Raw genomic sequence first — 13,971 nt, 5'->3', positions numbered from 1 at the left:
CCCGTAACCTCGCTTCCGGAACACCACGCAAGCGCTCCCCGACGAACACCGGGACAGGACGCGCACCTATCGGAGCGTGGCGTCTGCGTTCCCGCGTTCAGTTCTCATCAATCAAGCAAAAATGTTCATTGGCACTATCTGCCCGCCAGGCCGACCTTGTTACATGGGCGCGACCGTGCCCGCTGCCCACCGACCGGCTCCGCCGGGAAGTTCACTGCTGATCACCGAAACAATCTACCGTCGCCCCAGCCGCGCGACCAATCAGCTCCCATAGCTGGGAAACATCACCCCAGGCAGCGGCGTCATCGCAAGTTTGCCAGGTGACTGTCACCCATCTCACACCGCTTGCGAAGGTCGGCGCCGGTCGCGCGCCGGGTCGTACAGATGCGATTGTGTGCACGATGGATTCGGTGCGAGCGCGCGGCCGACGAGGATGACGGCGGCTTGGCGCAGGCCCGCGGATTCGACCTGGTCGGCAATGTCGGTAAGAGTGCCGCGCAGGATCAGTTGGCCGGGTTGGCTGGCTCGATAGACTACCGCGATCGGGCAGTCGGGGCCGTGGTTCGGGATAAGTTCGGCCGCGAGGGTGCGGATTCGGGTGATGGCCAGGTGCAGGACGAGCGTTGCGCCGGTTTCGGCGAAGGTGGTGAGCGCTTCGGACTCCGGCATCTTCGTCGAACGGGCCTGGGTGCGGGTGAGAACCACTGATTGGACCAGCTCGGGGACGGTGAGTTCGGTGCCGAGCAGGGCGGCCGCCGCGGCGTAGGCGGGGACGCCGGGGGTGACATCCCACGGGACGTCATGTGCGTCCAGGCGGCGGGTTTGTTCGGTGAGGGCCGAGTAGATCGATGGATCGCCGGAGCACAGGCGCGCGACATCCCTACCGGATCGGTGCGCACGCACCAAGTGCTCGGTGATCTGATCGATGTCCAGATGCTGGGTATCGATCAGCTCGGTCCCAGGGGCACAGTGTGCGAGCACCTCGGGGTCCAGGTAGGTGCCCGCATAGAGGCAGACCGGGGAGTCGCGCAGCAGGGTCACCGCGCGGACGGTCAGCAGATCCGCAGCGCCCGGCCCGGCCCCGATGAAGTGCACGGTCATGCGGGTGAGTGTATGGAGGGCTCAGGCCGTCGCGTCGAAGTGGGCGATCACCTTGGTCGGATGCACCCGGACCACCAGTTCGCCGGGGACGCCATTGCGCTTGCCGAATTCCTCGGCGCGGTCCGCGCCCATATAACGGCCGCCGATCTCGGTGGCGGTGCGCAGGAGTTCGTCGGGATCCTCGGACAGGGTCACCGTGCCCTGGACCTGAACCGAGGGGTACAGGTCCGCCTCCACGTCGACGACGAGCGCGATCCGGTTGTCCCGGGCGAATGCCTTGCCCTTCGCCGAGGCCCTGCCGGTATTGAACACCAGCTCGTCACCCTCGAGGACGAACCAGACCGGCGTCACCACCGGGCGTCCGTCGGTGGCCGTGAATGCGACCTTGGCGGTTCGGCTGCCGTGAGAGAGGAATTCGCGTACCGCGGGATCCGAGAGTGAGGCCATCCCCCAACCCTAGGGCCACCCTGCGCCGACGGCCGACATATCGCCGCCCCGCTGGTGGCGCGACTGATCCGGGCACGGATGTTCAGATCGCGCCTTGTTCGCGGGCGCGAGCGACGGCGGAGGTGCGCGAGCGGACGCCGAGTTTGGCGTAGATGTGCACCAGGTGGGATTTGACGGTGGTTTCGCTGAGGAACAGCTCCTTGGCGATCTCGCGGTTGGAGCTGCCGTAGGCGACCAGTCGCAGCACCTCGATCTCCCGCGGGCTCAGGGTGGTGTCGGCGCGGCGCACGCGGGTCATCAGCTTGGAGGCCACGGCGGGTGACAGCACGCTCTCCCCCGCTGCCGCGGACCGCACCGCCGCGAGCAGTTCGACCGGCGGGGTGTCCTTGAGGATGTAGCCGCAGGCTCCGGCCTCGATCGCGCCGAGAATGTCGGCGTCGGTGTCGTAGTTGGTGACGACCAGCACGTTGGGCGGGTTCGGGAGCGCACGCAATTCGGTGGTCGCGTCCACACCCGAGCGGCCGGGGCCGAAGCTGAGATCCATCAGCACCAGATCGACCGACGTGGTAGCACAAAAGGCCACTGCGGCCTCGGCGGTCGGCGCGTCGCCGACGACGGTGATGTCCTCGTTGCTCGCCAGCAGCGCCCGCAGGCCCGCGCGCACGATGGCGTGGTCGTCGGCGAGCAGTAGGCGGATCATGCGCGGCGCTCCGGATCGGTCGAATTCGGCTCGAGCGGGGTTGATTTCGGTGACAGTGGATCGGATTGTGCTGTGGGCACAGCGGATTCGCATGACGCAGGCCGCGACTCCTCGTGTCGAGGTTCCACCGCGGGGTCCGACTGTCCCGCGATCTGATCGGAATCGGTTGCGGCCGACCGGTATTCGATGCCTTCGGGCTCGATCGGAAACGCAATGGTGACCGCGGTGTGGCCGGGCTCGGACTCCACCGCCATGGTGCCACCCTGCTGTTCTACGCGACTGCGCATGGCGGCCAATCCGAAGGTGCCGGACGGCGCGCGATCCAGCACCGCGGGGTCGATGCCCACACCGTCGTCCACCACGTCGAGATACACCTCGGTGTCGGAATAGGTCAGGGTCAGCCGCATCCGGCTCGCTCCCGCATGGCGCACCACATTCGAGACCGCCCCCTGCGCGATCCGAACCAGGGCCGCCTCGACCGGCATCGACAGTCGCTCCGGCGTGCCCTCGACCACCATCTGGGTGATCAGTCCCGGCGTCTCGGCGCGCAGGCAGATGCGTTCCAGTGCCTGCGCGAGGCTCTGCCCTTCCAGTGCGGCGGGGGTCAGTTCCGCTATGAGTCTTCGGGTTTCCGCCAGATTCTCCGCCGCGGTCTCGCGCGCCAGCCGAATCTGCGGCAGTGCGGGATGATCCGGTGTGGACTGTTCCGCCGCGTGCAGCAGCAACTGAATGCTGCTCAGCCCCTGGGCCACGGTGTCGTGGATCTCCTGCGCCAGTCGTTCGCGCTCGGCGAGCTTGCCCGCCGTGCGTTCCTGTTCCGCGAGTGTCGCTCGGGTGCTGAGCAATTCATCGATCAGGCGCTGACGTTCGGCCGACTCCCGGAACAGCGCCTCATAGCCCAGGCCGATCCCCACCGCGACCGCCGCGCCGAGCATCGGCCCGATGGCACCCGCCACCGACCAGCCGCGGTGCACCCCGAAACCGATGACCGCGACCGCGGTGGCCGCGCCGACGGCGAGAAAGCTCCACGGACGCGGCAGCAGGTGCAGGTACAGGAAGAACATGCCGAATGCGAGATATCCGGCGTCGGGCGCGAACACCACCAGACCGAGCCACAGCACGGTCAGCACCGCCAGCCAGAGGCGGATGCCAGCCGGATGGCGCCCGACCAGTGCACCGGTGAAGTACACGGCCAGGAATGCCACGGTCAGCGTGACGACGGCGAGCGGATGTCCGGCGCCGGGCAGTAGCGCACGCACCGCCACCAGCACCGCCAGCGTCGTCACCAGCACGTGCAGCCCCAGCCGCAATGCGGTGAAGACGGGGGTGAACGGCGACGCATGCACGCTGCCAGCTTATGTGCGGCTACCTGGGCGGCATCCATCGAAAGGTGTAAAACGCCGCCCAACCTTCGATCAGGGTCGGTTCCTCCGCGTGCGCGATGGCGGGCGCGGGCGATCGCGGCAGGGTGAAGGCATGTTCGTCGCACTCCGGGATCTGCGGGCCGCACGCGGCCGCTTTCTGCTCATCACACTGGTCGTCACCCTGGTGGCGCTGCTGGTGAGCTTTCTCAGCGGTCTCACCGCCGGGCTCGCGCACCAGAACATCTCCGCCATCGAGGCGATCCGCGCCGATGCCGTCGTCTTCGCCGACAGCGGCGCGGATCCCTCCTTCGACGCCTCGGCGCTCACCCCGCAGCAGGTCGAGACCTGGCGGGCCGCCGCCGGTTCGACCGGAACCGTCGACTCGATCGGCATCAGCCGGACGGCGGGCGCGGTATCGGGCCGGGGCGAGACCAAGCCCGCGCAGGTCGCGTTGTTCGGGAGCGCGGGAACGGCATTCGGCAATCGCGTCGCAACCGATTCCGGCACGGTGGTGCTCAGCACCGGCGCGGCCAAGGCGCTCGATGCCATTGCCGGTGACACCGTCACGCTCGGTGCGTCCGGTTTCCGGGTGGCCGCGGTGCAGGGCGACGACTGGTACAGCCATACCCCCGTCGTCTGGATGACGCCGGCCGACTGGCAGTCGGTGAGCCCGCGTGGTGGCGCGGCCACGGTGCTCGCGGTGTCCGGAATCCCGAATATGGCCGCTGTCAACGCATCCGCGCATACGACCTCGACCAGCGTCTCCGGATCGCTGTCGGCATTGAGTTCGTACCAGGCCGAAAACGGTTCGCTGACCTTGATGACAGTGTTGCTGTTCGCCATTTCGGCGCTGGTGATCGGCGCGTTCTTCACCGTGTGGACGGTGCAGCGCATGCCCGATATCGCGACCTTGAAGGCATTGGGCGCGACCTCCGGTGCGCTGGTCCGCGATGCCATCGCGCAGGCGGCGATCGTGCTGAGCGCCGGTGTCGCCGTCGGCCTCGGCAGCACCGTCACCGCGGCCACTTTCATGGGCGACGCGCTGCCCTTCGTCCTCAGCCCGTCGACCACCCTGCTGCCCGCCGCGGCCCTGATCGTGCTCGGCCTGCTCGGTGCCGCCTTCGCCCTGCGTTTCCTGTTCACCACCGACCCGCTCACCGCGCTCGGCGCGGCCCGCTGACCTCTCGGAGACCCGCATGACCACCGCGACCATGACGAAAACCGCTCTAACCGTTCGCGATACCACCCTGACCTACCCCGACGGCGCGGGCCGACTCACCGCACTGAACCAGGTGAATCTGCACGTCCCCGGGGGCGCCATCGCGGCCATCACCGGCCCCTCCGGCTCCGGCAAATCCAGCCTGCTCGCCGTCGTCTCCACCCTGATCCGCCCCGACGCCGGTCGCATCACCCTCGAAACACCAAAGGGCACAGTCGATCTGGCCACCCTCACCCGACGCGAAGCCGCCGCTCTGCGCCGCTCGTCCATCGGCATCGTCTTCCAACAGCCGAATCTCATCCCCGCCCTCACCGCCGTCGAACAATTGGAGGCCATGTCACACCTCGGCCAGCGCCTGTTCACCTCGCCGACCCAACGCCGCGAAACCCGAACCAAGGCAATGGAATTACTCGATTCGGTCGGCCTGGCCGACCAGCACGCCAAACGCCCCGCCCAACTCTCCGGCGGCCAACGCCAACGCGTCAATATCGCCCGCGCCCTGATGAACGACCCCGCCCTCCTGGTCATCGACGAACCAACCAGCGCCCTCGACACCGAACGCGGCTCCGCCGTAATCGAACTCATCCTCACCGTGGTCCGGGACCACAACGCCGCCACCCTCCTGGTAACCCACGACCGCACCCACCTCCCCCACATGACCGCGGTCTACCGCATGATCGACGGCGTCCTCGACCAGGACCCCACCGTCGCCTCAGTGGCCTGAAACCTGCTCTCCTGCCCGGATTTTCCTGTCGGTGCCCACCGATAACGTGCCCCCATGCCCAGCGTCCTGCACGAAGTGGTGATCGACCTGTTCCGGCAACGCCCCCAACTGGCCGCCGAACTACTGGCCGACGTGCTGGACACTCCGCTACCCCAATTCGACCACGCCCGCCTGGAGTCAGGTGACTTCCCCGACATAGACCCCACCGAATACCGCGCCGACACTGTCGTCGTCCTGGCGACCGGCACCACCCCGGTGCTCGGCGTCGTCGTCGAAGTTCAACTGAAGCCGGATAGCGACAAATACTGGAGCTGGCCGGTTTACCTGACCACCCTCAGAGCCCGCCTCCGTTGCCTGACAGTCCTGCTCGTCCTTTGCCCCAACGAACGCACCGCCACTCACTGCCGCAAACCGATCAGCATCGCCCCCGGCTTCACCCTCACACCCGTCGTACTGAGCCCATCCGACGTCCCTGTAGTCACCGACGCGGAAACAGCGACGGCCAATCCTGAGCTTGCGGTCCTTTCCGCGATCGCGCATCGTCACCACCCGGAGCGGGACGCCATCCTGACCACTCTCGTCGCCTCTATGGTCGACGTAAAGAACCACGAAATGTACATTGACCCGGTAATGGCTGTTCTCCCCAAAGCCGCCCGGCACTTCCTGGAGGGCCTTATGTCGACCACCGGAACGTCCAAATACAAGAGTGAATATGCCCGCGGCTATGAGGCTCACGGTAAGGCCGAAGCGCTGGTGATGATCCTCGAAGCGAGAGGCTTGATGATCTCTGAAGGGGACCGAGCTCGCATGCTCGAGTGCACGGATCAGGATCAGCTCGACATATGGCTGAAGCAAGCCGCGTTTGTCGCCGCAGTGGACGACCTCTTCCGCTGACGCCCTGAACCAGCAAGGGGATGGCAGTTTCGACACGATCATCGTTGCCCAGCTGAAAGCCGTGCACCCCTTGACCTTCGAAAGGTCAAGGGGTGCGAGGGATTCAGGTCAGGGCTGGCCGGTGAAGTAGGCGATGCCCGCGTCGATCAGCGGTTGGCCGCCTACGGCGAGGAAGCCTATGCTCGCGCCGATGGCGACGGTGGCCATGGGGATGGGGAAGAGGATGATGCCGCCGAGGGGGAGGCCGATGATCAGGCCGATGCCGGCGCCGATCAGGGCGCCGAATGAGGCTCGTTGCACCTCCTGGTTCCAGCGTTCCTGTGAAGTGGTCGGCTGGGGGGCGGGGTCATCGATCGGGCGTAGGGTCAGTGCCTTGCCGTCGTGATCGATGATTGGTTGCAGTGCGATATCGCGGTCCTTTGCCGGAAAGACCAGTGGCACCGTGGTAACCACCTGACCGGCGTTGTCGGCAATGGCGATCCCGTCGGCGGTGGCGGTGAATGCGCCCGAATCCAGCGTCGTCGTCACGGCTTTGGCATCCGCGGCGAACCGCATCGTGTACCCGATGCCGTGATCGGCACCAATGACCGGCACCGACGGGTCGAGGACCCGCTGCTGTGTGGTGGGCGCTTCCAGCGGCTGCGCCGTGGTCGTACCAGCGGCCAAACCAGTTGCTGCGATGGCGAGCAGCGCCGTCGCAACAATCTTGTTTCCGGACCATTTCATCGCAGACCCCCCCGTCCCGCCCCCACCAGGGCACCGGTCGTACCCCCCAGCAAAGCCCAGGACACACAGCCGATCGGCGCAAGAATCGGTGCGGCGACAATCGTGATGGCACCGATCGCGGCACCGACACCACATCCGATCGCCGCCCCCTGCGCCGCACCCGCGATGGCGGCCGAGGCAACGCTGTCGGCGCGGCTCGGCGCGACACCGACCGAGCGCGCGAACCGGGAGATCTCGGCCTCCGGACCCGCACCGATCGAATTCACCTGCGCGACCTGTTCGGTCGACAGGAAATCCGGTGCGGGCATGGAAAGATCACCGAACCGCACGACCGCGGGCTCCGGCACGATCACGGCAACCTGCGGTGACGGCGCCGGCGCGTGCAGGCTGCCCATATCCAGCGGCGCGACCGGCCGCTGCGGGGGCACCTGCCGAACCGGCAGGTAGTCGGTCTCGGGTGCGACGCCGCGTCGGTCGTCCTGCGGCGCGACATACGCCATCGGCGGCGGCGCCTCCGTCGTCACGCCCGGCTGCTTCTTCGGCGCTTCCGGCGCCGGTGCCGGAGTGGTCACACCCGGCTGCGGCGCGATGAATTCGATCGTTCCCGCATTCGCGACACCGGCATACGCGACCGCGACGCTCATCGGCACGACGCCGACCATCATGCGCGCGCAATTGCGTCCGATATCGGGTTTACGGTGCCGACCTGGTTGTTTGCGATGGCGACCTGACAAGTGTCCCCCACCTTTCTTATTTGTGCCGCGTCGATCACAGCCGACGCGTGAACCCGCCCGGCCGGACCACACGGATGCCCGACCCTTCACGACCTCGCCAAACCCGTTGGCAGGCACGGGTTATGGGAGAAGTCGCACCGAGTACATCGAGCCATTCACGACGTGTCAACCCGACCGCTACCGTTGCGGCGCGCATCACATTTTGCTCACGCGAGCTATCGCCAGCAACAGCGAACAACCGAGTTGGCAAGCCAGGCAACATATTTCACCGCCAAAACGATCAGTCCGGCAAGCCGAGCAGCATATTCCGCTGCTCCCGAACGCGAACCTGAATCGCGTCCACCACCGCCGCCACCTCCGGCCTTCGTAGTGTCTCGGTGCGGGTGACGAGCCAATAGGTGAGCCGAACCGAGACCTCCTTGCGGAGCACCCGGACCAGATCGTCATGGCGGTCGGCCATGAAGCAGGGCAGCAGACCCAATCCCGCGGCCGCGCGAGTCGCTTCGACATGTACGAAAACATTTGTGGATGTGACGGATTCGCGCATAGCCGGCGCGAAACTGTTGGCCAGATCCAGATCGTCCACCTGGAGCATCGAATCGATGAAGTAGACCAGGGAATGCCGCGCGAGATCGCCGATGGCCGTTGGGGTTCCGTGTTCGCGCAGATAGTCGCGGGAGCCATAGAGCCCGAGGCAGTAGTCGGCCAGCCGAATCGCCTTGGCGCGGTGCACCTGCGGTTCACCGACCACCACTTCGATATCGAGGCCCGAACGCTGCTGGGAGGCACGCCGGGTCGCGGCGACGATCTCGACGGCGATCTTCGGATGCCGCCGCTGCACCTCGGCGGCCGCCGGCGCGGCCATATAGGCACTGAATCCGTCGGTCGCGGAAATCCGGACCACGCCCTCCAGCACCCGAGTGCCGTCGGCATCGGTGGCCAGCGATCTGACCGCCGATTCCACCGCCTCGGCCGCGGCGAGCGCCTCGCGCCCGAGATCGGTGAGTTCCCAGCCGCCGGTCACCCGGGTGAGCACGCGGCCGCCGAGCGTCCGCTCCAGTGCGGCGATGCGGCGGGAGATGGTGGTGTGGTTGAGGCCGAGTTCCTCGGCGGCGGTAACGAAGCGCCCGGAGCGCCCGACGGCGAGCAGAACCAGCAGATCGTCCGCGCTGGGATAGGCAGCCGGAGTCATTTCTGCATTCTTGCAGACGCGCACTGCACAACTGGTCATTGCGGCCGCAGATATGTGCACGAATACTCGTTCTGACCACGAAATGTGGGGGCCGTCACATTCGCAACATGATGTGGCCCCGGTCATGAAGGAGATGTTCGATGAGCGTGCGCAGTGCAGTGCGGCCGACCGGTGATCCCGGCGGTGTACCGACCGGTCTGAGGCGGGTGGTGGCCGCCTCCATGGCGGGCACCGTGGTCGAGTGGTATGAGTTCTTCCTCTACGGCACGGCTGCGACGCTGGTCTTCAGCAAGGTGTTCTTCGCCAAGGGCACCAGCGATCTCGACGCGATCCTCGCGGCGTTCATCACCTACGCCGTCGGCTTTGCCGCGCGCCCGCTCGGCGGCATCGTCTTCGGACACTTCGGCGATAAGTACGGCCGCAAGAAACTGCTGCAATTCAGTCTCATCCTGGTCGGATCCGCGACCTTCCTGATGGGCTGTCTGCCGACCTTCGCCCAGGTCGGTTACTGGGCACCGGCACTGCTGGTCGTGCTCCGGTTCATCCAGGGCTTCGCGGTCGGCGGCGAATGGGGTGGTGCGGTGCTGCTGGTTGCCGAACACAGTCCGAGCCGCAGTCGTGGTTTCTGGGCGAGTTGGCCGCAGGCGGGTGTGCCCCTGGGCAATATGCTGGCGACGGTCGCACTGCTGGCGCTGACCTCGACGCTATCGGATGCGGCCTTCCTGAGCTGGGGCTGGCGCGTCGCGTTCTGGCTGTCCGCGGTGGTCGTGCTGGTCGGCTATTACATCCGCACCAAGGTCACCGACGCGCCCATCTTCGTTGCGGCACAGCAGGAAATCGCACAGCTCGAGGCGAATTCGCTGAGCGTGGTCGAGGTACTGCGGCGCTACCCGCGCGGTGTCCTCACCGCCATGGGGCTGCGGTTCGGCGAGAACATCCTCTACTACCTGGTGGTCACCTTCACCATCACCTATCTCAAGGTGCAGGTGCACGTGGATACCAAGGTCATCCTGTGGTGGCTGCTGGCCGCGCACGCCGTGCATTTCGTCATGGTGCCGTTGGCGGGCAGTCTCTCCGACCGCTTCGGCAGGCGGCCGATCTATCTGATCGGCGCGCTCACCGCGGGCACCTGGGGCTTCTTCGCCTTCCCGATGATGGACAGCGGCCATAACGCGATCATCATGGCCGCGATCATTATCGGCCTGGTATTCCACGCCTTCATGTACGCCGGACAGCCCGCGATCATGGCCGAGATGTTCCCCACCCGCATGCGCTATTCCGGTGTCTCCCTCGGCTATCAGGTCACCTCGATCGTGGCCGGATCGCTCGCACCGATCATCGCGGTGCGCCTGCTCAATACCTACAAATCCGCGGTACCCATCGCCATCTACCTGGCGGCGGCCGCCGCCGTCACCGCCATCGCCGTCCTGTTCGCCCGCGAGACGAAAGGTATCGCGCTGGAGGGTGTCGACACCGCGGATGCGGAAAGCCTGGCAACCCAACCATCCTCGGCAGCCATCCCGCCAGCGCAGGTCGCGCAGGCCGACACCGTTAGAGCGGAGCTCACATGAGTGATCTGACCGGACGTCGCGCACTGATCACCGGCGGCGCGAGCGGCATCGGCGCCGCCTGCGCCAGGGAACTCGCGGCACGCGGAGCCACCGTCACCATCGCCGATATCGATGACATCGGGGCCAAGGCACTGGCCAGCGAGATCAATGGAAAAGCCTGGGCGGTGGACCTTCTCGATGTCGCGGCACTGGAAGAGCTCACCCTGGATGTGGACATCCTGGTGAACAACGCCGGTGTGCAGAGCATCAACCCGATCGAGGATTTCCCGCCCGAGCGGTTCCGGAATCTGATGACCCTCATGGTCGAAGCGCCGTTCCTGCTCATCCGCGCGGCGCTGCCGCGGATGTACGAGCGCGGCTTCGGCCGGATCATCAATCTGTCCTCGGTGCACGGGTTGCGCGCGTCGGAGTACAAGGTCGCGTATGTCACCGCCAAACACGCGCTGGAGGGTCTGTCCAAGGTGACCGCGCTCGAGGGCGGCCGGCACGGCGTCACCAGCAATTGCGTCAATCCCGGCTATGTCCGAACACCCTTGGTGGACAAGCAGATCGCCGACCAGGCCAAGGCGCACGGCATCGATGAGCAGCAGGTGCTGGAGCAGGTGCTGCTCACCGAGAGTGCGATCAAACGCCTGGTGGAGCCGGAGGAGGTGGCGTCGCTGGTCGGCTGGCTCGCCTGCGCCGATGCGGGCATGGTCACCGGTGCGTCCTACACCATGGACGGTGGGTGGACCGCACGGTGATTCCGGCGGGGCTGTGTCTGATTTGCCGCGCCTGCGGCGCGGCGGGTTCGCGGCCCCAAAATGTCAGCATCGCGCAGCGATTCGATGAGGGGTGGTGGTCGGGCGACGGGTGGGCCTCGCGTCCGAGCCGTCGAGACTCGCGACTTCGTCGCATGCGCTTCGACGACTCGGACGCGAGACGGGCCGCGAACGTCGCTCGTAAGACTCGGTCCGTGGGGGTTGGGAGAGGCTTGAAGTGGGCGAGCGAGCGATCAACCCAGTGCGGCCTAACCGAATGCGGACAGCGCCATGCGGCGCAGCACCGGCCGGGCCCTGGTGGCGCTGGCATTGGTCGCGCTGTGCGGTGTGGAGTTCATCAACCCGAAGCCCGCGTGGGCCTGCATCCGCGCGGTCTCCTCCGGCAGTTCCGGATGCACCTCCCGCAGCACCGCCACCCAGATCTCCACGTACTGACGCTGGGTGCGACGCAGTTCGCGGCGGGGACCGGCCGGAACATTGTCGAGGTCGCGGTCCTGGATCCGAATGAGTTCGGGCTCGCCGAGCGCGAAGTCCAGATGGAAATCGACCAGCCCGGCCAGCGCCTCCTGCGCCGACTCGGTCCGCGCCACCACCGCCTTCCCGCCGTCGAGCAGCCGCTGGCTGACCCCGACCAGCAGTTCCACCAGCAGCGCCTCCTTATTCGGGAAGTGCCGGTAGACCGCGGGCCCGCTGATCCCGACGGCCGCGCCGAGATCGTCCAGGCGCATGCCGAGGAAGCCGCGGTCGGCGATGAGCCGGGCGCCCGCATCCATCAGCTGCGCCCTTCGCTGCAGTTTCAGTTGCTCCCTGCGGGTGAGCGCGACGGGGTCGGTGCTGGTCACACGCGCTCCTTTCTGCACACCTGGACATCTCGGTTAATCAACATTAACCTGAATTCCAGTTATCGGCGACTAACTGGATGGCAGGACGGCGTGATGACGGTGACCGAACAGGTCGGAGTCGACAACCGCACGGCGCATGGGGCGCTGTTGGCAGATCTACGTGCCCGGCTGGCCACGGCGGCGCTCGGCGGGCCACCGAAGGCGCGCGAGCGGCATGTGGCCCGCGGCAAGCTGCTGCCCCGGCAGCGGGTGGATCAGCTGCTCGATCCGGGCAGCCCGTTTCTCGAACTCTCGCCGCTGGCCGCGACCGGGATGTACGACGACGAATGCCCGGGCGCGGGGATCATCACCGGCATCGGCCGGATCTCCGGGCGCGAATGCGTGATCGTGGCAAATGACGCCACGGTCAAGGGCGGCACCTACTACCCGATGACGGTGAAGAAACATCTGCGCGCCCAGGAGGTCGCGCTGCAGAACCAGCTGCCCTGTGTCTATCTGGTCGACTCCGGCGGCGCGTTCCTGCCGCGCCAGGACGAGGTTTTCCCGGACCGGGAGCACTTCGGCCGCATCTTCTACAACCAGGCGACCATGAGCGCCAAGGGCATTGCGCAGATCGCCGCGGTACTCGGCTCGTGCACCGCCGGTGGCGCGTATGTACCGGCGATGAGCGATGAGGCGGTGATCGTGCGCAATCAGGGCACGATCTTCCTCGGCGGACCGCCGCTGGTGAAGGCGGCGACCGGTGAGGTGGTCACCGCCGAGGAGTTGGGTGGCGGCGAATTGCATTCGCGCACGTCGGGAGTGACCGATCACCTGGCCGAAGACGACCAGGACGCGCTGCGCATCGTGCGCCGCATTGTGGCCACCCTCGGCCCCCGTCCGGCCAGCCCGTGGGAGGTGAGGCCGACCGTCGCGACCGCGCAGCCGGAATCCGAGCTGTACGACGTGGTCCCGGTCGATCTGCGCACGCCATACGATGTCCGCGAGGTCATCGGTCGGCTGGTCGACGGCGGTGCCGATGGCGACGACGGATTCCACGAATTCAAGGCCGAATACGGCAAGACGCTGGTCACCGGATTCGCCCGCATCCACGGACATCCGGTCGGCATCGTCGCCAATAACGGCGTGTTGTTCAGCGAATCCGCCATGAAGGGCGCACATTTCATCGAGCTGTGCGATAAGCGCAAGATTCCGCTGCTGTTCCTGCAGAACATCACCGGTTTCATGGTCGGACGTGACTATGAGGCGGGCGGTATCGCCAAGCACGGCGCCAAGATGGTCACCGCGGTGGCGTGCGCGCGGGTGCCGAAGCTCACCGTGGTGATCGGCGGATCATATGGCGCGGGCAACTATTCGATGTGCGGGCGCGCGTATTCGCCGCGCTTCCTGTGGATGTGGCCCAATGCGCGGATCTCGGTCATGGGTGGCGAACAGGCCGCCTCGGTGCTGTCGACGGTGCGCGGCGATCAGCTCGACAGCTCCGGACAGCCGTGGTCGGCCGCGGACGAGGAGGCGTTCAAGGCCCCGATTCGGGAACAGTACGAATATCAGGGCAATCCGTACTACTCGACCGCGCGGCTCTGGGACGACGGCGTCATCGACCCCGCCGACACCAGAACCGTGCTCGGACTTGCCCTTTCGGTGTGTGCGCAGGCGCCGCTCGAACCCGTTTCCTACGGCGTCTTCCGGATGTGAT

13 protein-coding genes and 1 pseudogene are annotated in these 13,971 nt (G+C 66.6%); 6 read left to right on the top strand and 8 right to left on the bottom strand.

Annotation, left to right across the window (positions count from 1 at the left end; translation table 11 throughout):
- Window positions 1-336: 336 nt before the first annotated feature.
- From cobM to ACQP0C_RS05620, 4 genes and pseudogenes are all read right to left on the bottom strand, one after another.
- Window positions 337-1,101 (bottom strand): precorrin-4 C(11)-methyltransferase, encoded by a 765-nt coding sequence (gene cobM / locus ACQP0C_RS05635; RefSeq protein ID WP_433731192.1) that lies wholly within the window; start codon window positions 1,099-1,101, stop codon window positions 337-339.
- 21 nt (window positions 1,102-1,122) lie between these two features.
- Window positions 1,123-1,548, bottom strand: coding sequence for a PPOX class F420-dependent oxidoreductase (locus ACQP0C_RS05630; protein ID WP_433731190.1), 426 nt, complete (start codon window positions 1,546-1,548; stop codon window positions 1,123-1,125).
- A gap of 82 nt (window positions 1,549-1,630) precedes the next feature.
- On the bottom strand, window positions 1,631-2,248 hold the full coding sequence (locus ACQP0C_RS05625; protein ID WP_433731188.1) for a response regulator: 618 nt from the start codon (window positions 2,246-2,248) through the stop codon (window positions 1,631-1,633).
- 197 nt (window positions 2,249-2,445) lie between these two features.
- Window positions 2,446-3,594 (bottom strand): annotated as a pseudogene (locus ACQP0C_RS05620) (sensor histidine kinase); the annotation flags it as partial.
- Between the two features lie 130 nt (window positions 3,595-3,724).
- On the opposite strand from ACQP0C_RS05620, the gene ACQP0C_RS05615 reads away from it, so the two are divergent.
- The 3 genes from ACQP0C_RS05615 to ACQP0C_RS05605 are packed head-to-tail and all read left to right on the top strand — an operon-like array spanning window position 3,725 to window position 6,449.
- The gene (locus ACQP0C_RS05615) at window positions 3,725-4,792 is read left to right on the top strand and encodes an ABC transporter permease (RefSeq protein ID WP_433731186.1); all 1,068 of its coding nucleotides are present in this window, start codon (window positions 3,725-3,727) and stop codon (window positions 4,790-4,792) included.
- A gap of 31 nt (window positions 4,793-4,823) precedes the next feature.
- The gene (locus ACQP0C_RS05610; RefSeq protein WP_433734447.1) at window positions 4,824-5,555 is read left to right on the top strand and encodes an ABC transporter ATP-binding protein; all 732 of its coding nucleotides are present in this window, start codon (window positions 4,824-4,826) and stop codon (window positions 5,553-5,555) included.
- Window positions 5,556-5,609: 54 nt separating this feature from the next.
- Window positions 5,610-6,449 (top strand): hypothetical protein, encoded by an 840-nt coding sequence (locus ACQP0C_RS05605; RefSeq protein ID WP_433731184.1) that lies wholly within the window; start codon window positions 5,610-5,612, stop codon window positions 6,447-6,449.
- A gap of 108 nt (window positions 6,450-6,557) precedes the next feature.
- On the opposite strand, the gene ACQP0C_RS05600 is transcribed toward ACQP0C_RS05605, so the two are convergent.
- From ACQP0C_RS05600 to ACQP0C_RS05590, 3 genes are all read right to left on the bottom strand, one after another.
- Window positions 6,558-7,175, bottom strand: coding sequence for a hypothetical protein (locus ACQP0C_RS05600; RefSeq protein ID WP_433731182.1), 618 nt, complete (start codon window positions 7,173-7,175; stop codon window positions 6,558-6,560).
- Complete coding sequence (locus tag ACQP0C_RS05595) at window positions 7,172-7,909, bottom strand: hypothetical protein (protein ID WP_433731180.1); 738 nt, start codon at window positions 7,907-7,909, stop codon at window positions 7,172-7,174. Before ACQP0C_RS05595 ends, ACQP0C_RS05600 begins: the two co-directional genes overlap by 4 nt.
- Before the next feature lie 280 nt (window positions 7,910-8,189).
- Window positions 8,190-9,101, bottom strand: coding sequence for a LysR family transcriptional regulator (locus tag ACQP0C_RS05590; protein ID WP_433731178.1), 912 nt, complete (start codon window positions 9,099-9,101; stop codon window positions 8,190-8,192).
- A 140-nt stretch (window positions 9,102-9,241) separates the two neighbouring features.
- On the opposite strand from ACQP0C_RS05590, the gene ACQP0C_RS05585 reads away from it, so the two are divergent.
- A complete protein-coding gene (locus ACQP0C_RS05585; protein WP_433731176.1) occupies window positions 9,242-10,672 on the top strand; it encodes an MFS transporter in 1,431 nt (476 codons plus the stop codon).
- Window positions 10,669-11,415 carry a 3-hydroxybutyrate dehydrogenase gene (locus ACQP0C_RS05580; protein WP_433731174.1) on the top strand — a complete coding sequence of 249 codons (747 nt, stop codon included), beginning with the start codon at window positions 10,669-10,671 and terminating at the stop codon, window positions 11,413-11,415. The genes ACQP0C_RS05585 and ACQP0C_RS05580 overlap by 4 nt, the downstream gene beginning before the upstream one ends.
- Before the next feature lie 266 nt (window positions 11,416-11,681).
- On the opposite strand, the gene ACQP0C_RS05575 is transcribed toward ACQP0C_RS05580, so the two are convergent.
- Window positions 11,682-12,275, bottom strand: coding sequence for an SACE_7040 family transcriptional regulator (locus tag ACQP0C_RS05575; RefSeq protein WP_433731172.1), 594 nt, complete (start codon window positions 12,273-12,275; stop codon window positions 11,682-11,684).
- A 93-nt stretch (window positions 12,276-12,368) separates the two neighbouring features.
- On the opposite strand from ACQP0C_RS05575, the gene ACQP0C_RS05570 reads away from it, so the two are divergent.
- The gene (locus tag ACQP0C_RS05570) at window positions 12,369-13,970 is read left to right on the top strand and encodes a carboxyl transferase domain-containing protein (RefSeq protein WP_433731170.1); all 1,602 of its coding nucleotides are present in this window, start codon (window positions 12,369-12,371) and stop codon (window positions 13,968-13,970) included.
- The last annotated feature ends 1 nt before the right edge of the window (window position 13,971 follow it).

It is taken from the genome of Nocardia sp. CA-129566 (genome assembly GCF_050956075.1).
Lineage (GTDB): Bacteria > Actinomycetota > Actinomycetes > Mycobacteriales > Mycobacteriaceae > Nocardia.
The sequence above is the reverse complement of the archived record's forward strand: the minus strand, read 5'-3'. Positions and strand labels throughout refer to the sequence as shown.

Bases quoted from the DNA above. Each gene is read 5' to 3' on its own strand.
- ACQP0C_RS05570 (WP_433731170.1), top strand. From the start codon at position 12,369: ATGACGGTGACCGAACAGGTCGGAGTCGACAACCGCACGGCGCATGGG.
- ACQP0C_RS05585 (WP_433731176.1), top strand. From the start codon at position 9,242: ATGAGCGTGCGCAGTGCAGTGCGGCCGACCGGTGATCCCGGCGGTGTA.
- ACQP0C_RS05610 (WP_433734447.1), top strand. From the start codon at position 4,824: ATGACGAAAACCGCTCTAACCGTTCGCGATACCACCCTGACCTACCCC.
- ACQP0C_RS05630 (WP_433731190.1), bottom strand. From the start codon at position 1,548: ATGGCCTCACTCTCGGATCCCGCGGTACGCGAATTCCTCTCTCACGGC.
- ACQP0C_RS05590 (WP_433731178.1), bottom strand. From the start codon at position 9,101: ATGACTCCGGCTGCCTATCCCAGCGCGGACGATCTGCTGGTTCTGCTC.
- cobM (WP_433731192.1), bottom strand. From the start codon at position 1,101: ATGACCGTGCACTTCATCGGGGCCGGGCCGGGCGCTGCGGATCTGCTG.
- ACQP0C_RS05600 (WP_433731182.1), bottom strand. From the start codon at position 7,175: ATGAAATGGTCCGGAAACAAGATTGTTGCGACGGCGCTGCTCGCCATC.
- ACQP0C_RS05625 (WP_433731188.1), bottom strand. From the start codon at position 2,248: ATGATCCGCCTACTGCTCGCCGACGACCACGCCATCGTGCGCGCGGGC.
- ACQP0C_RS05580 (WP_433731174.1), top strand. From the start codon at position 10,669: ATGAGTGATCTGACCGGACGTCGCGCACTGATCACCGGCGGCGCGAGC.
- ACQP0C_RS05615 (WP_433731186.1), top strand. From the start codon at position 3,725: ATGTTCGTCGCACTCCGGGATCTGCGGGCCGCACGCGGCCGCTTTCTG.
- ACQP0C_RS05605 (WP_433731184.1), top strand. From the start codon at position 5,610: ATGCCCAGCGTCCTGCACGAAGTGGTGATCGACCTGTTCCGGCAACGC.